The sequence below is a fragment of the Paenibacillus sp. SZ31 genome (assembly GCF_012912005.1).
Lineage (GTDB): Bacteria > Bacillota > Bacilli > Paenibacillales > Paenibacillaceae > Paenibacillus.
In genome coordinates this window covers 1-23,923 of the sequence record NZ_JABBEA010000005.1, presented here as the reverse complement: position 1 = coordinate 23,923, position 23,923 = coordinate 1, and the positions used below count along the sequence as shown (strand labels likewise).

Here is a 23,923-nt window from a genome sequence, read left to right as displayed (position 1 = left end):
TTCATTTTATAGGTATTGGCGGATATGGCATGAGTGCCATCGCAAGAGTTATGCTGGAAATGGGATACACCGTTACCGGATCGGATGTCGCTTCACAAGAGTTGACCGAGAAGTTGGCAGCCAAGGGAGCGAAAATATATATCGGACATACGGCAGAGCACGTCACTGGAGCAGACCTGGTTGTTTACTCTACGGCAGCGCCTGCGGATAATGTGGAACGGGTAGCAGCTGCAGAGCTGAACATTCCGATTCTGCATCGTTCGCAGATGCTTGCACGTTTGTTGAACGAACGTAAAGGTGTGGCTGTAGCTGGGGCTCATGGTAAAACAACCACTTCATCCATGATTGCACTTGTTATGGATAAATGTGATACAGACCCGACATACATTATTGGCGGAGAAATCATGAATGTGGGTACCAACGCGAAAGCCGGTCAAGGCGACTGGGTAGTCGCTGAAGCGGACGAGAGCGATGGTTCGTTTTTGCAGTACCATCCATGGCTCGGTATTGTAACCAATATTGAGGCAGATCATCTGGAGAATTACAATAGTGATTTTGAGGAGCTCAAAAGGGCTTATGTGCAGTTCCTGAGTCAGATTCGTCCAGAAGGAACAGCGATTGTATGTTCTGACGATGAGAATGTTCAAGCGATTTTGCCAGAACTCAAGTCACGGATTACAACGTATGGTATTGATCGTGCAGCGGATTATACGGCAACAGATATCGTACTGGGCGATCGCCGGATCTCCTTTACGATGAATCATCAGGGTGCTGCTATGGGCACGGTGGAGTTATCGGTGCCAGGTAAGCATAACGTATATAATGCGATGGCTACTGTAATTACCTGTTTGGAAGCAGGCATTCCATTTGAGAAGATCGTGGCAGCGATCATCCAGTTCCACGGAGCCAAACGCAGATTCCAGGTATTGGGCGAGGCGCGTGATATGCTGATCATCGATGATTATGCTCATCACCCGACTGAGATTGAAGCTACCATTAGTGCGGCCAAAGCAACGGGCAAACGCATTATTGCTGTATTCCAGCCACAGCGTTATACGCGGACGTTCTTCCTGTTGGATGCGTTCAGTCGTGCTTTTGCGGAAGCGGATGAAGTGCTTATTACCGATATCTATTCTCCTGCGGGCGAAAAACAGATCGAAGGGGTAACCTCAGCCAGACTGGTTGAACTGATCGTTCAAAACAGTAATGCTTCTGCACGTTACCTCCCAACGAAAGAGGAAGTTGTGGCTGATTTGCAGCATCGTCTGCAGCCAGGAGACCTTGTGATTACTATGGGCGCAGGTGATATCTGGAAAGTCGGCGATACACTTGCCAAAGGTTTGAAATAAATCAATTGAGAAACCGCCTGTCTTCGATATAAGAAGCAGGCGTTTTTTTTGCGTTACATGGAATGTATTCTCCCCTCTCTGCATATAGCTGATATAAATGGGACAAAGGAGAGGGTACGGGTGAGCAATGCTAGAATGACGTTTCGCTTCGGGGATCATGAGTCGGACAAGCCTGAAAACAAGGGGATATCCGCGTCCAGTCCATTGGTGACGTTGAGTGAAGATTTGCCGTACAATCAACCGCTAACGCCTAAGCGGATGGATACAACCCCGTCTTGGACGCCAGAGGATATCCCTGGAGACTGGGGAGAGACGGTGCTGACAAGCTCTACTGTACCTGAACCTGACGAGCGGGTGAGCCATGATTCGAGCTTCGATGAAGTCCACTATCTTGGGAACCGATCTGGTCATGGTTATCAGCATCACACAGATGATCCGGAGGAAGAACGTCGCGATCTGTCCAATACGCATGATGATCAAGGCCATGACTGGCTTGCAGATTCGGAGAACTATTCCTATAAGCGCAATCGCCCCCCAAGGGGCTGGAAAATGATTGGTTCAGTTACTGGGGCACTCGTTACAGGAGCACTCTTTGGCATGGTTATTCTCTCATTTTTCAATAAAGAAGGAGCTGCGAAGCCAGGCGAGCTTCTTCCCGTCAATCAGGCTGTTTCCACCGTGACAGGTCAGGAGGGGGTTGCAGGCACAGAGCAGCAGCTCCAGACAGCTGCAACTGGCAGCACGTATTATGCACTTCAATACGGTGTGTTCAGTTCCCCCGAACGAGCGGAGCAGGCCAAGCTTGAGCTGGCACAGGCAGGTATAGCCGCAGGTTCTGATCCTGAAGATGGCAATCGGGTATATGCAGGCATTTCGGCTGATCGTGAAGAGGCCAAGCTGCTAAGCTCCAGGCTTAAAGCTCAGGGAGTCGAACTGTACGTCAAAGAGATCGTGAACCCTGAGATCAATCCAGCTATATTCGGAGGCAAACAAGAGGATGTGCAGCTTTTCTTCACGAACAGTTCTGCATTGGTCGAACAATTGTCTACCTTGTCCATACAGCAGCTGGGACAGTCTGCTCCGGCAGCAGTCTCCGCAGAAGCGATGACCGCGATCCAGAATAAGCACCAGTCATGGTTGACCGGTTTGAATAGTCTTTCACCCGGCCTGACCGCAGAGGTACAACCTATTATTGGCGGAATGGAGAAATCGATGAACAGTGCAATTACGGCTATTGCGGAGTATAACAAAAACCCGGATGATGTGCATATGTGGTCCGTACAATCTGATCTGATGGAATATGTACTGCAGCAGAAAAAATGGCTAGAAGCGATTAAGCAGTAACATGCTCTTTCCCATAACAACGCTTGGAAATACCTATCCGGCAAGGAACTGGAAATAGTTCCCCTTGCCGGATTTGTGTTTGTATTGACGTACAAAACCCCGTATAATAATGTGGGTGTCAAAAAATGGCGAGGGAAGATTACCGATGAAAAAAAACTTCGGCATGTTATTGCTGTTTCTACTGCTCGGCTGGATAGCCGGAGCGTGGATCGCCAAGGCACTGCAGCCTGTAAAGGCAGTAGCCTTTCTTACGAAAGCCACGACCATACGTTGGTCGCCACAGGCTGATCTGGATATTATCAGTTATGATATTTCACTTCAATTTCAAATGAGCCTCCTGAGTCTGATCGGTATTATTGCCGCTGTGTGGCTGTATCGCAGACTGTAGGAGAATGACGAGTTATGACGAAAAAAATAAACCAGTGACATCTATTATCGTGATAAGGACAGGATGTTGCCGTAGCATAAGGAGCCGTTCATGATGAATAACACTCAGCAGCGCCCTATTATTCTGGCTTCCACATCGCCTCGGCGCAAAGAACTGATCGCATCACTCCACTTAGCGTTTGATGTAATACCAAGTCATGCCGATGAAGATACACCACCAGAGTGGACACCTGAACAGACGGTACAGGAGCTTGCTTTGCGCAAGGCGCTTGCCGTGTATCGCGGGCTTGAAGGCCGTGAGCAGGAAGCCATCATTGTGGGTAGTGACACCGTTGTTGTTCTGGATGGTGAGATTCTAGGCAAACCCGTAGACGAAGCGGATGCTGAACGTATGTTATCCCGGTTACAGGGACGTGAACATCGGGTGTTTACCGGCGTCGCTTGTATTGATGCAGGCAATGGACAGTCTGTAGTTCATTATCGCCAGACCGATGTAACGATGAAAGAACTGTCGGATGCGACCATCCGTGCCTATGTGCAGACAGGAGAGCCTTCGGATAAGGCAGGATCTTATGCGATTCAGGGCATTGGCGCTTCACTGATCGACCGTATTGAAGGATGTTATTTTAATGTGGTTGGCCTGCCCTTATCCTTGCTGAGTGATATGTTGGATGGGTTTGGCGTCCATGTGTTGCCGCGAACATGAATGAAGCCAATTGACGTTTTGAACTGAAAAGAGGGAACATATGGAGTCGCCTCAATATATGATGCGCGACATCCCCCAGGAAGAACGCCCGAGAGAACGCATGATGGAATACGGGGCGGGCGCCTTAAGCCATGCTGAATTGCTGGCGATTTTACTTCGAACAGGCACAAGACAGGAATCCGCGGTGCATATGGCACAGCGGATTCTGGCCGAAGCGGGTGGCATTCGCTCGTTGGTGGATCTGAGTCTGGAAGAATTGACTGCAATGAAGGGGATCGGTAATGCCAAGGCTGTGCAATTGAAAGCCGGCATTGAGCTGGGGCATCGAATTGCCAAGAGCAGACTCATACAGTCGACTTCAATTCGTACACCGCGTGATGCAGCCGATATCCTAATGGAACAAATGCGTTACTTGCAGAAAGAGCATTTTGTGTGTCTCTTTCTAAATAGCAAAAATCATATTATTGCCCAGGAAACACTCTCCATGGGTAGCCTTAACGCTTCGATTGTACATCCGCGTGAAGTGTTCAGGGCTGCCATCAAATGCAGCAGCGCATCAATTGTGTGCGCACACAACCATCCCAGTGGTGATCCTACGCCGAGTCCGGAGGATATCCAAATAACCAAGCGATTGATTGAAGCAGGTGCTATTGTTGGCATTGACGTGCTTGATCATATTATTATCGGAGATGGAACGTACGTAAGTTTGAAGGAGAAGGGCTTAGTATAATATAATGGTTGGCGTTGATGTTTTCCTATGAATGTTAACGGCGTTGTCCGTAAAAGATAGGTTCACTTTACAAATGCAAAAAAACAAATGCGAATATTAGCTCCACGGGTTGCGTGGGAATGAAATTGTTACGCTCTGGATCAGAATAGGGCGGCTATATGAGGCAGAAAAGGAGATTATGTTATGTTTGGTGGTTTTACGAAAGATTTGGGTATTGACTTGGGGACAGCAAATACGTTGGTTTATGTACGAGGAAAAGGAATTGTGGTGCGCGAACCTTCGGTTGTCGCTATACGGACAGATACAAAAACTATCGAGGCAGTGGGTGAAGCCGCCAAAAAAATGATTGGACGTACACCAGGTAACATCCGTGCCATTCGTCCAATGAAAGATGGCGTTATTGCCGATTTTGATACAACGGCAACGATGATCAAATATTTCATTCGTGAGGCTCAGAAACAACGCTCCATGTTCCAGCGTCATCCGAACGTGATGGTATGTGTACCATCCGGGATCACGGCAGTAGAACAACGCGCGGTTGAAGATGCAACCAAACAGGCTGGAGCACGTGAAGCCTACACGATTGAAGAGCCTTTTGCAGCTGCCATTGGTGCAGATCTGCCTGTATGGGAACCAACGGGTAGTATGGTTGTTGATATTGGTGGTGGTACAACAGAAGTGGCTGTCATCTCACTTGGCGGTATTGTTACGAGCCGTTCGGTTCGTGTAGCGGGTGACGAGATGGATGAATCCGTTATCCAGTACATCAAACGCCAATACAATCTGATGATCGGTGAGCGTACATCAGAGCAATTGAAGATGGATATCGGATCAGCAATGCCACTAGAGCAAGTAGAAACGATGGAAATTCGTGGACGTGACCTCGTTACAGGTCTGCCGAAGACGATTACGATTACTTCGGACGAGATCAGCGAAGCGTTGGCTGATACGGTGAATGCGATTGTTGAAGCGGTAAAAGTAACACTGGAAAAATGCCCGCCTGAACTTGCGGCTGATATCATGGACCGCGGTATCGTTCTTACAGGTGGTGGGGCGCTTCTACGCAACCTGGACAAGCTTCTGGCTGGTGAGACAGGAATGCCTGTCATTGTGGCTGAGAACCCGCTGGATTGTGTAGCGATCGGAACAGGTAAAGCGCTAGAGAATATTCATTTGTTCAAAAGCAGAAGCAGTTCGGCAGTTCGTTCCAAACGTTAATTGGTATTTGCCTAACTTGGCATTGCGACTAAGTGGCAAGGTATCGTTATAGAGTACCCGGTTAACCCCGGGGATGAGCTATTACCCGCTTAACAGGGGAGGATCAGCTGATATTCTCGCAGGGACTACAAGTCTGACAGTCTCCCCGCCGGGCATGGCTCGGAAGAGAATAATGGATGTTAGAGGGTGTTCGAACTGTTTAAACTGCTAGGCAACAAAAGACTTTTTGTTTTGCTGGTGGGCCTTGTTACATTTATCGCGTTAATGGGCTTTACGCTCAGTCCGCGAACCACTCTATCCTGGCCGGAGAAATTCCTGAAGGATTCAGTTGGATTTGTACAATACGTATTTTACAAGCCCGCTTCTTATGTAGCGGGCTTTTTCAAAGATGTGGCGAACATGCGTACGGTATATGAAGAGAATGAAGAGCTTCGCATCGCTATGGGGCACTATACCCGAGATCGGCTGAAGTATAATGATATGGAGCAAGTGAATGAGCAACTTCAGAAAGCGCTCAATTTCACAGAGGAACAGAAGAATCGGTATAATTACGGTTCACGAATTGCTCAAGTTATCAGTGCGAATTCGGATCCAAACAGCAGAACCATTAACATTGATATCGGTGAAAATGCGGGAATAAAGCCGGGGATGGCCGTTACCTCGCAGGAAGGGCTGGTCGGCGTGATCAGTCATGTCAGCTCATATACATCAACGGTTAATCTGTTAACGTCCATGGACGCCAATGATCCAACATCCAATGCCATTGCAGCAACGGCAGTAGGTAAGGAAAAAGTGTTTGGTATGATTGAGAGTTATGATCCGAAGACAGGCATGCTCAAGATGACCAAGATTTCAGAGGATTCTGACATCCAAGAGGGCGATGAGATCATCTCCTCCGGAATCATCAATAATTTTCCGAAGTATATGCGGATTGGTGAAGTGAAGAGTGTCGAGAAAAGTGAATATGGTTTAACGCAAACAGCTACAATTGAGCCATACGCTAGCTTCCTTGACTGGAAAGAGCTGATTGTCATTATCCCGCCTGAGGTAAAAGAATAATGGTGACGCGCAAGCAAGTCTTGTTCCTGTTGCTATTCGTTTTGTTCATTGCGGAAGGCACGATTTTGCCGCTGCTCATTCCTTCTGGCTGGCAGATGCGTATTTCTGCCAATCTGGTTTATATCGTAATTTTGTTTATCGCTGTATATCATCACCGGCACACGGCACTAGTACTCGGTATATTTTTTGGACTATTGCATGACGTCGTATTCTACGGCGAGATGATTGGACCTTACGGATTCTCTATGGGATTATCGGCATACATGATGGGACTCATTTTTCAAGCACCGCGAGCACCACTGCCGGTTATGGTATCAGTTGTCATTTTGGGAAGTCTGCTTAATGACACCATGCTATTCTTCCTGTACAAGCTCTTCCAACTTAACCACGTGACCTTTGACTGGGCGTTGCTTGAATACATGATTCCTAATTTGTTCGTTCATTTTGTGTTTGCCTTGATCATTTACGTCCCGCTTCGGAAACAACTGGAGCGGATCGGCAAGAGACGGAGCAAGACAGAAGAAGCTTCTTAAATACATTTATGGAGCGCAAAGCAGGAACTTGGGGCCCCGGGCACGAAATGTAATGAGATGGGAGGGACAGGCTTATGACGGTAAAATCGAATCACGTAACGATTAAAGGCATCCGAGACGGCCTGGTTTTCCTGTTGGACGATCAATGTGAATTCGAGGAATTGCTCTATGAGCTCCGCTATAAGCTGGAACACAGCCATCAAAATATTTTGACCGGACCGATTGTTCATGTGGATATCAAGTTGGGTGCCCGCGAAGTGACAGAGGACCAGAAAGAAGCAATCCTCGATATATTGAAACAAAAAGGGAATCTGCTTATTCGATCCATCGACTCACCTGCACTCCAACCGGAGGTTAAAGGACCGCCGCCGATTGTGACCATGTGTGGTATGGTGCGTTCAGGTCAGGTGCTTCATCATGAAGGAAATCTCCTGTTTCTTGGGGATATCAATCCGGGGGGCACGGTGACGTGTACCGGAGATATATATGTGTTGGGTTCACTCAGAGGTATGGCTCATGCCGGAATTGGCGGGGACGAAGAAGCTATTATTGCCGCTTCGGTGTTTGCACCGACGCAGCTGCGGATTGCGGATATCATCAGTCGTCCTCCCGATGAATGGGAGAGCCGAGAGACCGGAATGGAATTTGCTTACTTACAGGACAATCAGATGCAGATAGACAAGATGAGCAATATCGTTCGGTTGCGCCGAGATTTTAATGTGTTTAAAGGAGTGTAGCTCATGGGAGAGGCGATCGTGATCACTTCGGGTAAAGGCGGCGTGGGTAAAACAACCACCTCGGCAAACATCGGGACAGCGCTGGCGCTGCTCGGCAAAAAGGTTTGTCTGGTAGATACCGATATCGGCCTTCGTAATTTGGATGTCGTGATGGGACTCGAAAACCGTATTATTTACGATCTGTGCGACGTTGCAGACGGCCGCTGCCGTCTGAATCAGGCTTTGGTCAAAGACAAGCGTTTCGAAGAATTATATATGTTGCCTGCGGCGCAGACGAGAGACAAAAACTCGGTGTCGCCAGAACAGGTGAAGGATATTATCCTTGAATTGAAAAAAGATTTTGAATACGTCATTATTGATTGCCCAGCCGGCATAGAGCAGGGCTTCAAAAATGCGGTAGCAGGAGCAGATCAGGCCATCGTGGTCACTACACCGGAAAATGCTGCAGTACGTGATGCGGATCGTGTCATCGGCCTGTTGGAGAGTTCACACATTCAATCACCGAAGCTGGTGGTGAATCGAATTCGCAATAATATGGTTAAATCAGGTGACATGCTGGATATCGATGGTATTTTACAAGTACTTAATATTGACCTGATTGGCATCGTACCTGATGATGAGCTGGTTATCAAAGCGGCCAATTCAGGAGAACCTACGGTCATGAATCCGGATTCACTTGCGGCGATAGCGTATCGCAACATTGCTCGACGCATTCTGGGAGATACGGTCCCATTGATGCAACTGGAGCAGAAAAAGGGCGCTTTTACTCGTTTCAAAAAGTTCTTGGGAATGGGTTAATTCGTTAAACGAAATTATTCATCAACTGACTACATGATAGCCGTGGCTTATAGCCCGGCTTTTTTTGTTACCTGCTGGCAGGCTTGTTCATATTATCAACCGCCTCTTCATAGGATGTAGTAAACAAGCCTCGGCGGGAGGACATTCCATGAACACGAAACTCAGAATTAAGCAAAGAAGAGAAGAACGCATTCGGCGACTGATGGACGGTGCGACTGTTGAAGTTTTACAGGAGCAAAAAGTAGGTTCGCTATTGGACAAGAACGAGATCATACAACGGAAGCCGTATACAACTGGTGAGGGGACACAGGAAAGAGATCCGGAATGGCTGTGGAAAAAAGAGAATGGTCATTTCGTTCCAGGGGGGCATTCAAGATTCAACCTGTTCAAGTCACTTCTAAGGCGGATGGTCATTAGCGCTTTAATATTTGGCGGAGTATGGGGTCTGTTTCAGTTGGATACATCATGGACGACATCACCCAAAACAGTAATAGCCGATGCACTCCATCGAGATATGGATTTTGCCTCTGCTGCAGCCTGGTATGAACGGCACTTTGGAGGAACACCTTCGTTTCTTCCGGTTCTCGGACATACGACAGATGCTGTTAATGGTTCCGGCATTCGGCAGTTACTGGGCAAACCCATCTCGGGCACAGTAGTTCAGCCATTTGCGCTGAGTATGAAGGGAATTGAGATCGTTCCTGATGCCGCAGGTGCAGAACGTATACAGGTCGCAAGTTCTGATGCAGGGCGTGTCATGGAGGTTATCGGCGATGCAGCAAGTGGGTTCACGGTTGTCATCCAGCATACAGGCAATGTCACGGCAATATATGGTCGATTGAACGAGAGTGAAGTAATCGTGAACGATTGGGTTGAAGCGGGGAATGCGGTTGGGAGTCTCAAGACTACTGGTGGTGAACAACCGGCCACGCTCTATTTTGCGGTCAAAGAGGGTGAGGATTACGTAGACCCAGCGGAAGTCGTTGCCCTTGATTAGGGTGTGGGGAGTACGTATTACGTTTCATCCGTTTTTTGTGATTATCATGATGGCGTCTCTTCTGACAGGACATTTTATTGAACTCATTACGTTGTTTGCCATCGTATTCATTCATGAATGTGGACATGCTGCGGCTGCTGCCCTTCTTGGCTATCGTGTCTTGTCGATCCAGATGCTTCCTTTTGGAGGAGTAGCGGTAATTGAAGATGGAGTCAACATCACGGCCTTCAGAGAAATCATGATCGCTCTGGCAGGTCCATTGCAAAACATGCTGATGGTTGGCATGGTTTGGCTGCTGCAGTATGGCAATCTGGGCGATCCGGTTTTTCTGAACTACATCATTCAGGGGAATCTGCTCATTGCGCTCTTTAACCTGCTACCCGTACTGCCCCTGGACGGAGGTAAAATTGTTCAAGCGCTTGTCAGTCTGTGGGCACCCTACTATACAACATTAATGTGGACTTACAGAATTAGTATCCTGTGCAGCGCAGGGGTTATTCTATATGCTATCAGCCGGTGGCTTACCGGAGACTACGGTCTACCACTCAACATTCTGTTAATCGGTCTTTTTTTGTTCTATTCCAACCTGACGGATTACCGAAATGTGCCCTATCGCTTTATCCGTTTTCTCATGAATCGGGAGGGTGCTTTCGCTCGGCATGCGGCTACTGGCAGTTTGGCGCAGCCAATAATCTCATTTCCAGCGAAACCTTTGGACACTATTTTGCGTCTATTAAAGAGAGAAAGATACCATATGGTATACGTGATGAACAGACAGGGACGAATTATGGCAGTATTGCCTGAACAACGCATTATCGGTTCCTATTTTCAACAAAATGGCGATAAATTGTAGTGTTCTGGTGGACCTGTTCTGAAATGGGTTAATACATGTACGATGAGAAATGTAAAGATACTGAAATGGATGTGGATGAATTGAATTGTCTTCTAGAGGTGAAGCCATGAAACAAATGATTGTACATAATGAACATAACCTCATGCAAATGGCGCTTCTGGAAGAAGGCAAAGCTGTGGAATTCACGGCAGAACGTACACGCGAGCGTGGACTTCTGGGGTCCTATTTCAAGGGACGGGTCGTGAATGTGTTACCGGGTATGCAGGCTGCTTTTGTGGATATTGGTCAGAAAAAGAATGCGTTTCTATATGTGGACGATGTGTTGCATCCCCATCTGGAGAAGCAGGCCAAGGTGAAGCCTTCCATCTCGGAGTTGCTTCGTCCGGGTCAGGAAGTCATTGTTCAGGTTCTGAAGGAACCGGTAGGAGGCAAGGGAGCCCGGGTGACGACTCATTATTCACTCCCGGGCCGCTGGCTTGTCTACATGCCTATTGCCGACTATGTGGCGGTATCCAAGAAAATTGCCCGTGAGGGAGATCGTTCCCGCCTCAAGGCACTTGGAGAACAACTGAGACGGGATGAAGAAGGGCTTATTATCCGAACCGTATCTGCAGAAGAACAGCACGAAGCCATTCAAGCTGACTTGGAAACATTACGTGCGCAGTGGTACCTGATTCGTGAAAAAGCGGATAGTTTGCCTTCCCCGAGCCTATTGCATCGGGATCATAGCATGGTACAGCGAATTATCAGAGATGTGTATACGCCAGGCAGTGATGAGGTCATCACCGATAGTGAAGGACAAGCTCGCGAGGTAAAAGCATTGCTGGAAGAGATGAGTCCCGGTCATCAACCCAAAGTACAGGTGTATCGGGGAACAGAGTCCATCTTTGCTGCTTATGGTGTGCAGGAGCAGTTGAACAAGGATTTTGCTCGGAAAGTATGGCTGCCTGGAGGCGGATATATCGTTATTGATCATACCGAAGCTCTGACTGTAGTGGATGTGAACACAGGCAAATATACGGGAGCTGGCGGTGACAGTCTGGAAGAGACCGTGACGGAGACCAACATGCAGGCAGCAGTGGAGATTGCCCGTCTGATGCGCCTGCGGGATATTGGTGGCATGATTATTGTCGACTTCATTGATATGGAGGAAGCTTCGAATCGGCATGAAGTGGCGGCAACCTTGGAGGGCGAGCTTAAAAAGGATCGGACCAAAGCGTTCGTGATGGGTTGGACCAAGCTGGGCTTGCTTGAACTGACACGCAAAAAAGTGCGGGAAGAGAGTACGTTACCCTATGTGGAGCCGTGTTCTTCCTGTCATGGTACGGGAAAAAGATATATTTCACCTTTGCATTGATTTTTGAAATATTGCGTGATATAATCTTCAAGTATGTGTTTAGCCTAATGGTCTTGCACATGCTGTAACCGCACTGGCCGGGTATAAGAACAGTTCCGCAAGGACACTGTCACCTGAGAACGGGCGAGTCTGAGACATGAGGAGGTGCAAGGCAAATGTACGCAATTATTGAAACAGGCGGCAAACAGTACAAAGTCCAAGAGGGCGATGTTCTGTTCATCGAGAAATTGACTGCGAACGATGGCGAAAGCGTAACGTTCGACCGTGTCCTGGCTGTATCTAACGATCAAGGTTTGACAGCAGGTACACCATTGATTTCCGGAGCTACTGTAACGGCTAAAGTGGAGAAACATGGCAAAGGACAAAAGGTTATCGTATACAAATACAAACCTAAAAAGAACTACCATGTGAAGCAAGGTCACCGTCAACCGTACACTAAAGTAACTATCGAAACAATCAAAGCGTAAAGAAGGTGCGATAAGTGATTATCGTTCAAATCTTTCGTGATGAGGACGGGAACATCGAACGCTTTTCCATCGAAGGGCATGCTAATTTTGCCAAGCGTGGAGAAGACATCGTATGTGCCGGGGTATCCGCTGTTACAGTGGGTACGGTGAACTCGATTGAAACATTGACCGGTGTCGAAATGGATGCCAAGATGAAGAATGGCTTTTTAAGCGGTTCTTTACCTTTGTTAGAGAGAGGGGAAACTTGGTCCCAGGTACAATTGTTACTCGAATCCATGGTGGTTATGCTCTCTAATATTGCAGAGTCATACGGGAAGTATATTAAAATACAGCAATTCAAATAAGCAAAGAAGGAGGACAACCAATCATGTTGAAATTAAATCTTCAGTTATTCGCATCGAAAAAAGGTGTAGGTTCCACGAAGAACGGACGTGACAGTAATGCTCAGCGTCTGGGTGTTAAACGTGCTGATGGTCAAACTGTAACTGGTGGTAGCATTCTCGTTCGCCAACGCGGAACGAAAATTCACCCAGGAACTAACGTTGGTATCGGTAAAGATGACACTTTGTTCGCGAAAATCGACGGCGTTGTAAAATTCGAACGTTGGGGACGCGATCGTAAAAAAGTAAGCATCTATCCTGTTAACGTTGCTCCTGTAGCAGCTGCAGTAGAAGCGTAATATCGGCATTCCGCCTAAGGAGCCTTCGGCATTTTTGCCGGAGGTTTTTTGTATTCAACGGTTATTCGATAATGAACTGGCAGAAAAGACATGTTATACTTGGTTACGGTGGGTGTAGACCAACCGAGTTTTGTAGAACGGGGAGAAGCCATGAAATCTTGGAAAAGAGTGCCGTGGATTGCGGCATGTTCACTTCTGATTCCTTTGGTTTTCGTTATGTTGTATCCGGCGATGATCTCAAGCGTCGTGTGCGCATTGTGGTCCGTCGCAGTATTGCTCATTTCTGTGAATGCGATGAAGAAACAGGCGGAGGCGGAACGCAGAGCCATCATACAATCCATGGAAAAGACAGCAATTGCTTCATTAAATCATCATCGACACGACTGGATGAACGACCTTCAGGTGTTATATGGATATCTTCGGCTGGGCAAACTTGATAAATCCTTGCAATGTGTGGAAAGAATAAAAGAGCGGGTTACAGAAGAAAGCCGAATCTCCAGATTAGGTATTCCTTCCCTCGTATTTTATCTTCAGTCTTTTCGCGCCAGTGGAATTGCGCTGGAATTGCATGTGGAAATAGAAGATGAGTTGCAGCTTAGTGCTCTGGTCTCTCCCGAGGATGGCGAGTCACTTACCGGGGCGATTGCGGATGCAATCAGGGCCTATCAATATGGCGGCGGCCGGTCTTCTTGGGGAGAGGTTCGCAAACTGACCTTAAATTTCGGACAGGATCATGGAGATGTGGTTGTCCGACTGGATGGGGATCAAACACCCGATCCGGAAACACTACGGCAGCTTAGTGCCGTACTCAAAGGGAAAAAAGTCAGAACGGAGCAGCTTCCGTCTGAGGATACGTTTATACAATTCAGAATGGCGTGTGGAATATAGGAAGAAGGGGTTAACCAATGTTTGTAGATAAAGCGAAGATTTATGTGAAAGCCGGAGACGGAGGGGACGGAATTATTTCGTTCCGTCGTGAGAAGTATGTACCAAACGGCGGACCTGCCGGGGGCGATGGAGGCAGAGGAGCTGACATCATTTTCCGCGTGGATGAAGGTTTGCGGACGTTGATGGATTTCCGTTACCAGCGTCACTTCAAGGCCCCACGTGGTGAGAAGGGACGTAATAAGAGTCAGCACGGTGCAAACGCTGAGAACATGATTGTGCGGATTCCACCAGGAACTATCATTTTGGATGAAGACAGTGGAGAAGTACTGGCGGACATGACACGTCATGGTCAGCAGGTTGTTATTGCTCGTGGTGGTCGGGGCGGACGGGGTAACATCCGATTTGCCACACCGAACAACCCTGCACCTGAACTTGCCGAGAATGGTGAAGAAGGCCAAGAGCGTTACATCGTATTAGAGCTAAAAGTTATGGCAGATGTTGGTCTTGTTGGTTTCCCGAGTGTCGGGAAATCCACATTGCTTTCTGTCGTTTCGTCAGCCAAGCCAAAGATCGGTGCTTACCATTTCACAACCATTACACCGAATCTGGGTGTAGTCGGTGTAGGAGAAGGCCGAAGCTTCGTGATGGCCGATTTGCCTGGACTGATTGAAGGTGCGCATGAAGGGATCGGACTGGGACATGAGTTCCTGCGTCATGTCGAGCGCACTCGTATTATTGTTCATGTCGTAGATATGTCGGGTTCGGAAGGACGCGATCCTTTTGAAGACTGGCAGAAAATCAATGACGAATTGAAGTTGTACAATCCGCTTCTCGCCGAGAGAACGCAAGTTGTAGCAGCTAACAAGATGGATATGCCAGACTCTGAAGCGAACCTGGAGCAATTTTTACAGCAAGTTCGTGAAGTTCAACCTGATATTGAAGTGATGCCAATTTCATCCTTGACTCGTAAAGGGATTCAAGAACTTCTGTATCGTGCAGCTGATCTGCTAGATCAGGCTCCAGACGAGCGAGTGGTTGAAGAGGTAGCAGATGTATCTGAACGTAAAGTATATAGTCTGGACAAAAAAGAAGACGATGGTTTCAAAATTGTGCGTGAGAATGAAATGTTCGTTGTCGAAAGTGCCAAGATTGACCGCATGATGAAACGGATGCAACTGAACTCGCACGAGGCTATACTGAAACTCGCACGTACACTGCGTTATATGGGTGTAGATGCTGAGTTGCGTAAGCGCGGAGCTGTAGAAGGCACCATCGTGCGCATCGGAGACTTTGAATTCGAATTCGTGGAAGGTAGCAGTTACTACTAAGTAGCCGTCTTCCGTGGAGAGACCAGTAGATATATGAACGCAGAGAAGTGGGAAGTTGACCCACAACTCTGCGTTTTTTTGTTTTTCCTGACATGGGAGAGGGATAAACTTGTATACTGTGAGGAACGTATTTCAAAAAATAGGCGTGTCATGTATTGCCCTTTTGGCGTAGATCCTATATAATGTCCACTATATGAATACATGAGTCTTTGAGGAGAGGACGTTCTGTGAACGAACGCTATTACTTAGTACGGGAAGATATTTTACCAGAGGCTGTGGTGAAGACCATGCAGGTAAAAGAGCTACTGGCTTCCGGTGATGTTAAAACAGTGCATGAGGCGGTTGAGCAGGTCGGATTAAGCCGGAGTGCCTTTTACAAGTACAAGGATGGAATTCATCTGATCAACCAGCTTGAGCGCGAGAGAATTGTAACGATTTCCATTGATCTGGAGCATCAGTCGGGTATCTTGTCTCGTGTGCTTGGACATGTAGCTGGTTATGGGGCCAATGTACTTACAATTAATCAGAGTATCCCGCTTCAGGGAAGAGCCAATGTCGTCATTTCAGTGGAGACGACACATCTTCACGGAGAAATTGGAGAAATGCTGGATCGGATGCAAGATATGCCTGGAGTGAGACGCACACGTATTGTAGGCCAAGGTTAATTAGGCTTTATCATACAGGACTGACAGACAAGAATAGACATTAGGGGGTAGATCGTTAGTGAAACCGGTAAAAGTCGGATTGTTGGGTCTGGGAACTGTCGGAACGGGAGTCGTTCGCATTGTGGAGGGAAATCAGGAGGATCTGAGCAGTCAGGTTGGATCGCCGATTATCATCGAGAAGATTGCAGTGAAAAATACAGAGAAAGACCGTGTCATTGCTGTAGACCGTGCCAAGCTTACGGAAGATCCTTGGGAAGTCATTCGTCATCCGGATATTGATGTCATCGTTGAAGTCATGGGCGGTATTGATCAGACGAAGGAGTATATTCTCGAAGCGTTGGAACGTGGGAAACACATCGTAACAGCGAACAAGGATCTCATGGCTCTGCATGGTTCGGAGATTTTGGCGAAGGCACAGGAAAAACAATGTGACGTGTTCTATGAGGCGAGTGTTGCGGGAGGTATTCCGATCATTCGTACACTGATTGAAGGTTTCTCTTCCGACCGGATTACCCGCATTATGGGGATTGTGAACGGAACAACGAACTTTATTTTGACCAAAATGAGTCAGGAAGGTGCATCCTATGAAGAAGTGCTGGCTGAAGCACAGGCTTTGGGATACGCCGAATCCGATCCAACCTCCGATGTGGAAGGACTTGACGCAGCTCGCAAAATGGCGATCTTGAGTACGCTCGGTTTCCGTACCAATGTGGAGTTGAAGGATGTAACCGTTAAAGGCATATCCTCCGTGACCCGTGAAGACATTACGTATGCCAGAAGACTAGGGTATGAGATGAAATTACTTGGTATTGCGGACCGTATTGACGATGAGATCACGATTAGCGTACAGCCGACTATGGTTAGACAGAATCATCCTATTGCTTCAGTCAACGGTGTATTCAACGCAGTATATGTACACGGCGAAGCTGTAGGGGAGACCATGTTCTACGGTGCAGGTGCGGGAGAACTCCCAACGGCAACATCTGTTGTAGCTGACATTGTGGCGGTCACCAAAAACCTTAAGCTTGGCGTAAACGGTCTAAAAGCGATTGTGTCTTATAAGACGAAGCGACTGCAAAGCGACGAGCAGATCGTGTCGAAAAACTTTATTTTACTACACGTAGACGACAAAGCCGGAGTATTGGCACAAATTACACAAATTTTCGCAGAATATGATGTCAGTCTGGCCTCGGTTGTTCAACAGCCGAATGAGCACAACCCGGATGCCGAAATCATTATCGTTACGCATAATGCAAGTAAAGCGAGCATGGATAAAGTGTTAAAACATTTTGAATCACTCAGCGTCATTCGGCGCATTAAGAGTGTGTATCGGGTGGAAGGATAAGTTTCCGTATCACTTAGAGCATCACAATTATTTCAGTTATAACGTACAAGTTAATCATATGCGTAACAACAGGTCATTATTTTAGATTATTAAAACATAAAGGAGTTTACCCACAATGAGATATCAAGGACTTTTGCAAACATACAGAGAGCACCTTCCGGTTAATGAAAATACACCCCTGCTTACGCTTCAGGAAGGAAACACACCGTTGATTCATGCAGAGAATCTGTCTGAGGAACTCGGTTTGAACCTCTATTTCAAATACGAAGGCTTGAACCCTACGGGTTCTTTCAAAGACCGCGGAATGGTTATGGCTGTTGCCAAAGCACTGGAAGAGGGCAGTCGCACGATCATGTGTGCATCTACAGGTAATACGTCAGCAGCTGCAGCGGCCTATGCCGCACGTGGCGGTCTCAATTGTATCGTGCTGATCCCGAATAACAACATTGCACTGGGTAAACTGGCCCAAGCCATGATCTATGGAGCTAAAGTGATTGCGATCAATGGTAACTTTGACCGTGCACTGGAGATTGTGCGTGAGATTACAGCCAAACATCCGATCACACTTGTAAACTCTGTGAATCCGTTCCGGATTGAAGGACAGAAGACAGCGGCGTTTGAAGTGATTGAACAACTTGGCGAAGCACCGGACGTTCTGGCTATTCCAGTCGGTAATGCGGGTAATATCTCGGCTTATTGGAAAGGTTTCAAAGAATATAAAGAGGCAGGCAAATCCAACACGCTGCCACGCATGGTTGGTTTCGAAGCTGAAGGTGCGATGGCTATTGTCAAAGGCGAACCGATCCTTGAACCTGAAACGGTGGCAACAGCGATTCGAATCGGTAATCCGGCAAGCTGGAAAACAGCAGTAGCTGCAGCTGAGGAATCTGGCGGACAGATTAACTATGTAACTGATGAACAAATCCTGACGGCGTATCGTACACTTGCTTCTCGTGAAGGGATTTTTGCAGAACCTGCTTCTGCTGCTTCCCTTGCCGGTGTATACAAACTGAAGAGTGAAGGGTACTTTAAAGGCGGAGAGACTGTCGTTTGTGTACTCACTGGTAATGGCCTGAAAGATCCTAATATTGCGATCAAAACAGTAGCGACTGAGCCACTTGTTGTTGAAGATACGGAAGAAGCAGTAATGGCGGCCATTGCACAACTGGAGCAGCAATCTGTATGAGTTTGCGTGAAAAGGTAACCGTAAAAATACCTGCAAGCACAGCCAATCTCGGTCCAGGGTTTGATACCCTGGGCATGGCATTGTCTTTGTATGCCTGGTTGGAAATGAAACCTGCCGAGCAGACGACATTTCATCTTCATGGCAATCATTTGACAGGCCTGCCAACAGATAAATCGAATTTGATATACGAAGTTGCACAGATGGTATTCAATGAAGCTGGGGTGTCTGTACCTGAATTGGAGATTTCCATGTATTCCGATATTCCGCTTACGCGGGGACTCGGGAGCAGTGCATCAGCCATCGTTGGTGCACTGGCGGCAGCGAATGCATTAATTGGCGCTCCTTTATCGGATGCCAAGCTCCTGGATATGGCCACATCCCTTGAGAAGCATCCTGATAATGTGGGAGCATCTCTGTATGGCGGTATTATTACGGCTGCATGGAATGGTCAACAGGTAGATCATATACGTATTGAACCACACCAGGATTTGCAGGCTTTGGTTATTGTACCTGAATTCCAGCTGTCTACTTCAAAAGCAAGGAATGTGATTCCAGAGCAATTTGGCATGTCTGATGTGGTGCATAACATTAGCAGATCCTCACTGCTCGTTGCCGCTTTGGCAAGTGGACGACTGGACATGATTCAGAAGGCGATGTCAGATCGAATTCACCAACCATATCGGGCATCCTTAGTGCCAGGCATGGCTGAGATATTGGAACATGCCGTCGATCATGGAGCGTTGGGAGCTGCCCTGAGCGGAGCTGGACCGACCGTGTTGACTTTGGTAGATCGTCATGACACCCGCAAAGCGGAATTGGAACAATATTTGCTGAACACCATGGAGCGGGAGGGCATAACTGCTTCTGCACTGTGGCTCGATCCGGATTTGGACGGTGTAACCTTGCTACCTGATCAAGACGAACGTCCTTTTTTGGACAGAATCAAAGGGGAAGTTAATGCATGAAACGAATTGCAGTATTACCTGAAGGCTCCGTTTCTCATGAAGCGATTGATTTCTTGTTTAACGGTGAACCGTTAGATTTGCTTCACTTCAAGCTGATTTCGGATGTTTTTCGAGCAACGGATAGTGGGAATGCACAATACAGTGTTATTCCGATTGAGAATACCATTGAAGGCTCCGTTAGTCTTCATATGGACTGGCTTGTGAATGAAGTGGATATTCCGATGCAAGCAGAGTGGGTATACCCATCCATCCAGAATGTGATTGGACATGGCTCGGAATTTAAGACAGAGAGTGGCGAGTATGATTTCAGTAGAATTACTAAGATCATGTCCCATCCTGTGGCTATTCCGCAGTGTCAGAATTTTATTCGGCTGCATTCGCCTGGGGCAGACCTTGAAGGTGTGAACAGTACAGCCGAAGCTGTAGAAATTGTGAAAAAGAATCCGGGTAAGGGCTGGGTGGCGATCGGTACAAAGCTTGCTGCTCAGAAGCATGGCCTGGACATTATGGCTGAACGAGTTACAGATCATGACAACAACTATACCCGTTTTGTGCTCATCGGCCATGAACCTGTGAACATTCCGCGTGAACCGGATCATGTAAAAACCAGCTTGCTGGTGACGTTGCCAGAAGATGCACCGGGTGCGTTGCATCAGGTATTGTCGGCTTTTGCCTGGCGGAAGCTGAACCTGACCCGTCTCGAGTCTCGTCCAACGAAGAAACGATTGGGCAGTTACTATTTTTACATTGATGTTGTGGAAACGGTCGATTCGATTTTGCTGACCGCAGCCATGGCCGAGATTGAGGCATTGAATTGTCAGGTGCGCGTTCTTGGTAGCTATCCTTGTTATACATATCCTTCGAGGTAATCGACCTGATGGTGGTTGTGAATGTTAGAAGGTTGTCATAAGTCGGGGTAGAATGAGCGAGTAATCGCTTGTCATTTGGTGTACAATGGACGGGTTAATAACGTTTCGGAGTTTAGGGAATGGATATTTTATGGAGGTGCAGTCATCGGTGGCAGAACAATGGATCTATTTGGATGGTCAGTATGTGACCAAGGAGAACGCAACCGTTTCGGTATATGATCATGGATTTTTGTATGGAGACGGGATTTTCGAAGGTATTCGGATTTATAACGGAAACATTTTCAGATGTAAGGCCCACTTGGATCGTTTGTATGATTCGGCGAAATCCATCAGTTTGAACATCCCGCTGTCCATTGATGAGATGCTGGAAGTCATGGCTGAAACGGTACGCCGCAATGATATGCGTAATGGTTATATTCGTCTTATTGTATCGCGCGGCCCTGGTAATCTGGGCTTGGACCCGTTACGTTGCCCTAAGGCATCTGTGATCATCATCGTGGAACAATTGGCGATCTATCCGGAGGAAGCGTATCTTACTGGATTGAAAGCAGTGTCTGTATCCCAACGCCGGAACATTCCGGACGCATTGAATCCGAAAATTAAATCATTGAACTATCTGAATAACATCCTGGTTAAAATCCAGTCTAACTATTCAGGTGCTGGTGAAGCGATTATGCTGAACTCCCAAGGTTACGTTACTGAGGGTTCAAGTGATAACATCTTCATCATCAAAAATGGTGTAGTGTACACGCCGCCTTGTTATCTCGGAGCACTTGAAGGAATTACACGTCAAGCGATTATCGATCTATGTGGAGAACTGGAGCTTGAATTAAAAGAAGTGCCATTCACCCTGCATGATGTGTATATCGCAGACGAAGTCTTTTTCACCGGGACAGCTGCAGAAGTTATCGCTGCATATGAAGTCGATGGAAGAACAATTGGTACGGGTGTAGCAGGTCCGGTAACGCTGAGACTGCTGGAAGCATTCCGTCAGATTGTTGACAAAGATGGCTATAAAGTGTGGGAATCTTAAGTTTGAGCGAATAGCATAGGGAACAGGAATCCTCCTTGTCCGATAAAATTCAACATACCTGGCGTATGGGGATTTTAGAGACAGGAGGATTTTTTTTGTTTAGTTGATGTCATTAGCCCGGTTTCTGCATAGGATGTAGTAACGGTATGGGCGAATGTACTGCCCAAGTATGACGTCTAGGAGGTTAGTTCCCTGTGAAAATACACATGGTGAAAAAAGGCGACACATTATATCTGCTGTCCCAAAAATACAATGTAGCGCTGGACAAATTGATCGCGGCTAATCCGCAAATCACAAATCCCGACAAGCTGGATATTGGCATGAAGGTCAAAATCCCTGCAGAGCCAGTAACACCGAAACCGGAAGGCGTGCTGCACAGTCACAAGGTTCAGCAAGGAGATTCGTTATGGAAGTTGTCACAAGCCTGGGGAGTTCCTTTAAAAGATATGATCAATGCCAATCCACAGTTGAAAAATCCGAACGCTCTGCTGGTGGGGGAGACTGTTTATATTCCATCCATGCACGCACAAGGAAACATCACATCTAATTCGGGTGCCAGCAACATTGCTGCGCATGAAAAATTGTCGCCTGAAGGTAAGGAATACACAGGAGTCAAAGAACCGGAACCACCGGCGCCAGTTGTACCAACTCCTCCTGCTCCAGTAGCTGAGGTTCCAGTTCCAGTTCCAGTGCCTGCTCCACCACCAGCCAATCCGGTAAAGCCAAATGTGAAACCTGAACTGGAGGCACTGCCACAGTTGCCTGAGCTTCCTGAAGTGAAGCCTGAAAAGGAAACGCACAAAAAAGAAGAGGTTAAACCTGAAGTTCATGTAAAACCTGTAGCAGAATCCAAGAAATACACAATGCCCAATCTTTCGCCTGAAATTATGCCTTTGCCTGTAATGCCTAATACAAAGTCTCCAGTTGAGGTTGCACCAGCGACGAAAAAACCTTGTGGTTGTGGTAATAAGTTACATCATGCGCCAGCGGAGCACCCTTATGTTCAAATCCCCGTTCCTGTACAAGAGGTGTATGGTGTTCAACAAGACATGTACACGGCAGGAGCGAGCAACAATGCACCGTTTCCAGGGATTCCGGAAATTAGTCCTTATAGTGGCAGTGATCTGCCGAACAGTCCGTGGACTGGGGCGGAGCAGAGCCATAATCACAACAACGTTGTGCCGAATTTGTCCCCAGAAATGCAAAACAACTCATTTCCAATATCGCCAGCTGCCCATGTGAATAGTCCATTCCCATCGTATGTCGCACCTAGTCATATGAATCATCAGCCGCCTTTTATATCCCCATATTCGATGCTTCCTTACCCTCCATGCGGATGTGGTTCACATACACATGTGCCTCAGTATACTTATCCTTCACATGGTTATCAGGATCCGGCTTGGAATATGTATGGTCCTTCGTACGGTATGCCGCCTGAAATGTCCACATCAACGATGCCAAACCAGCCTATCGAGTATGCTTATCAAAATCCGTACCCAACCCAAAACATGGTTCCGCCGTCTCCGCTTGGTGCTTTTGGTGAATTGTACCCTCCACAAGGCCAAAGTAAGGGGGGTAAAAAAGGGGGCCGTGACGACGCTAACTTAAGTCAGGTAGCGCTTGAAGAGGTTGGAGCGGATTCGGAGGCGAAGTCCAAGCAAGCCGGGAATAAGCCGGCAGCTACGAAACGCAGAACAACCAAGGCTCCTCTGAAGAATAAATCCAAGGTGACCGTGTCTGGGAAAACATCCAGAGAAGGAGCGACTACCTCCAACCAACGGAAATCAAACAAAAAGCGTCGTAATCCATGGATACAAAACTAATCTAGAAGTTTGTGATTGTTGAAGAAGTAGGGTGATTGTTATATCAGCGGGAAGCCAGCTCTGTAATTGTGAGCTGGCTTATCGTTTGTTTGAGTATAGATTGATTCACGCATGTATAACGAAGATGTGGCTATTTAGGATTGATGAGGAGCATTTTATTACGAAAGTGTTGTAAACCCTTTCATTAGTGTGTTAGAATATTTGTACCCTATGAGCGCACCATTATGATAGGACAAATTAGGGAACGGATACGATAGCTTTAGCTGGTGCAAAACTACTAACAGAAAAGAAATGAAAAAAACTGTTGCATTAGATTCAGCCGTATGATATATTATTTAAGTCGCCGCTGAAACACACGGCTGACACGGGAAACAAAAGAAATAATGAAACAAGTTTGATCTTTGAAAACTGAACAACGAGTGAGTAAACATTCTGCTTGCAGAATGAACGCAAAAGTTTGAGACAAGCCTTGGCTTGAATCGACTGGAGCACAAATGAGATTTTTAATCTCGTCAGATTCAAAATGAGCTTATCGCTCTTTTCAATACTTTATTGGAGAGTTTGATCCTGGCTCAGGACGAACGCTGGCGGCATGCCTAATACATGC

Annotated in this window: 25 protein-coding genes and 1 other annotated feature; all 25 genes read left to right on the top strand. The window is 47.1% G+C overall.

Annotation, left to right across the window (positions count from 1 at the left end; all coding sequences use genetic code 11):
• The first annotated feature begins 29 nt into the window (after positions 1-29).
• Positions 30-1,349 (top strand): UDP-N-acetylmuramate--L-alanine ligase, encoded by a 1,320-nt coding sequence (gene murC, locus HF638_RS12155; RefSeq protein WP_047841184.1) that lies wholly within the window; start codon positions 30-32, stop codon positions 1,347-1,349.
• A 120-nt stretch (positions 1,350-1,469) separates the two neighbouring features.
• On the top strand, positions 1,470-2,693 hold the full coding sequence (locus tag HF638_RS28890; RefSeq protein ID WP_169480450.1) for an SPOR domain-containing protein: 1,224 nt from the start codon (positions 1,470-1,472) through the stop codon (positions 2,691-2,693).
• Between the two features lie 145 nt (positions 2,694-2,838).
• Positions 2,839-3,081, top strand: coding sequence for a DUF4321 domain-containing protein (locus HF638_RS12145; RefSeq protein WP_169480449.1), 243 nt, complete (start codon positions 2,839-2,841; stop codon positions 3,079-3,081).
• Between the two features lie 93 nt (positions 3,082-3,174).
• On the top strand, positions 3,175-3,786 hold the full coding sequence (locus HF638_RS12140; RefSeq protein WP_169480687.1) for a Maf family protein: 612 nt from the start codon (positions 3,175-3,177) through the stop codon (positions 3,784-3,786).
• 40 nt (positions 3,787-3,826) lie between these two features.
• A complete protein-coding gene (gene radC / locus HF638_RS12135) occupies positions 3,827-4,516 on the top strand; it encodes a RadC family protein (protein WP_169480448.1) in 690 nt (229 codons plus the stop codon).
• A 183-nt stretch (positions 4,517-4,699) separates the two neighbouring features.
• Positions 4,700-5,734, top strand: coding sequence for a rod shape-determining protein (locus HF638_RS12130; protein ID WP_063568116.1), 1,035 nt, complete (start codon positions 4,700-4,702; stop codon positions 5,732-5,734).
• A 186-nt stretch (positions 5,735-5,920) separates the two neighbouring features.
• Positions 5,921-6,793, top strand: coding sequence for a rod shape-determining protein MreC (gene mreC / locus HF638_RS12125; RefSeq protein WP_169480447.1), 873 nt, complete (start codon positions 5,921-5,923; stop codon positions 6,791-6,793).
• Positions 6,793-7,326, top strand: a complete 534-nt coding sequence (mreD, locus tag HF638_RS12120; protein WP_062837799.1) for a rod shape-determining protein MreD — start codon at positions 6,793-6,795, stop codon at positions 7,324-7,326. Before mreC ends, mreD begins: the two co-directional genes overlap by 1 nt.
• Positions 7,327-7,400: 74 nt before the next feature.
• On the top strand, positions 7,401-8,063 hold the full coding sequence (gene minC, locus HF638_RS12115) for a septum site-determining protein MinC (protein WP_017692615.1): 663 nt from the start codon (positions 7,401-7,403) through the stop codon (positions 8,061-8,063).
• A gap of 3 nt (positions 8,064-8,066) precedes the next feature.
• Positions 8,067-8,861: a septum site-determining protein MinD gene (gene minD / locus HF638_RS12110; RefSeq protein ID WP_017692616.1), complete on the top strand. Its 795-nt coding sequence runs from the start codon at positions 8,067-8,069 to the stop codon at positions 8,859-8,861.
• A gap of 148 nt (positions 8,862-9,009) precedes the next feature.
• Entirely contained in the window at positions 9,010-9,858 is an 849-nt protein-coding gene (locus HF638_RS12105) for a M23 family metallopeptidase (protein WP_169480446.1), read from the top strand.
• Positions 9,851-10,711: a M50 family metallopeptidase gene (locus HF638_RS12100; protein WP_169480445.1), complete on the top strand. Its 861-nt coding sequence runs from the start codon at positions 9,851-9,853 to the stop codon at positions 10,709-10,711. The genes HF638_RS12105 and HF638_RS12100 overlap by 8 nt, the downstream gene beginning before the upstream one ends.
• Positions 10,712-10,817: 106 nt before the next feature.
• Positions 10,818-12,068 carry an Rne/Rng family ribonuclease gene (locus HF638_RS12095; protein ID WP_169480444.1) on the top strand — a complete coding sequence of 417 codons (1,251 nt, stop codon included), beginning with the start codon at positions 10,818-10,820 and terminating at the stop codon, positions 12,066-12,068.
• 56 nt (positions 12,069-12,124) lie between these two features.
• Positions 12,125-12,209, top strand: a sequence feature (ribosomal protein L21 leader region).
• 14 nt (positions 12,210-12,223) lie between these two features.
• Positions 12,224-12,535, top strand: a complete 312-nt coding sequence (rplU, locus tag HF638_RS12090; RefSeq protein WP_017692620.1) for a 50S ribosomal protein L21 — start codon at positions 12,224-12,226, stop codon at positions 12,533-12,535.
• Between the two features lie 14 nt (positions 12,536-12,549).
• Entirely contained in the window at positions 12,550-12,879 is a 330-nt protein-coding gene (locus tag HF638_RS12085) for a ribosomal-processing cysteine protease Prp (RefSeq protein WP_036605912.1), read from the top strand.
• A 23-nt stretch (positions 12,880-12,902) separates the two neighbouring features.
• Positions 12,903-13,214 carry a 50S ribosomal protein L27 gene (gene rpmA, locus HF638_RS12080; protein WP_017692622.1) on the top strand — a complete coding sequence of 104 codons (312 nt, stop codon included), beginning with the start codon at positions 12,903-12,905 and terminating at the stop codon, positions 13,212-13,214.
• A gap of 90 nt (positions 13,215-13,304) precedes the next feature.
• Entirely contained in the window at positions 13,305-14,102 is a 798-nt protein-coding gene (locus HF638_RS12075) for a Spo0B domain-containing protein (RefSeq protein ID WP_248278126.1), read from the top strand.
• Between the two features lie 17 nt (positions 14,103-14,119).
• A complete protein-coding gene (gene obgE / locus HF638_RS12070) occupies positions 14,120-15,430 on the top strand; it encodes a GTPase ObgE (protein ID WP_169480443.1) in 1,311 nt (436 codons plus the stop codon).
• 227 nt (positions 15,431-15,657) lie between these two features.
• Positions 15,658-16,095 (top strand): ACT domain-containing protein, encoded by a 438-nt coding sequence (locus tag HF638_RS12065; RefSeq protein ID WP_017692625.1) that lies wholly within the window; start codon positions 15,658-15,660, stop codon positions 16,093-16,095.
• A 58-nt stretch (positions 16,096-16,153) separates the two neighbouring features.
• On the top strand, positions 16,154-17,440 hold the full coding sequence (locus HF638_RS12060; RefSeq protein WP_169480442.1) for a homoserine dehydrogenase: 1,287 nt from the start codon (positions 16,154-16,156) through the stop codon (positions 17,438-17,440).
• Positions 17,441-17,555: 115 nt separating this feature from the next.
• Positions 17,556-18,626 (top strand): threonine synthase, encoded by a 1,071-nt coding sequence (gene thrC / locus HF638_RS12055; protein WP_169480441.1) that lies wholly within the window; start codon positions 17,556-17,558, stop codon positions 18,624-18,626.
• Positions 18,623-19,591, top strand: a complete 969-nt coding sequence (gene thrB, locus HF638_RS12050; RefSeq protein WP_169480440.1) for a homoserine kinase — start codon at positions 18,623-18,625, stop codon at positions 19,589-19,591. Before thrC ends, thrB begins: the two co-directional genes overlap by 4 nt.
• Positions 19,588-20,460 carry a prephenate dehydratase gene (gene pheA, locus HF638_RS12045; RefSeq protein WP_169480439.1) on the top strand — a complete coding sequence of 291 codons (873 nt, stop codon included), beginning with the start codon at positions 19,588-19,590 and terminating at the stop codon, positions 20,458-20,460. The genes thrB and pheA overlap by 4 nt, the downstream gene beginning before the upstream one ends.
• A gap of 148 nt (positions 20,461-20,608) precedes the next feature.
• Positions 20,609-21,493, top strand: a complete 885-nt coding sequence (gene ilvE / locus HF638_RS12040; RefSeq protein WP_017692630.1) for a branched-chain-amino-acid transaminase — start codon at positions 20,609-20,611, stop codon at positions 21,491-21,493.
• Positions 21,494-21,687: 194 nt separating this feature from the next.
• Positions 21,688-23,316 carry a LysM peptidoglycan-binding domain-containing protein gene (locus HF638_RS28410; protein WP_348982100.1) on the top strand — a complete coding sequence of 543 codons (1,629 nt, stop codon included), beginning with the start codon at positions 21,688-21,690 and terminating at the stop codon, positions 23,314-23,316.
• The last annotated feature ends 607 nt before the right edge of the window (positions 23,317-23,923 follow it).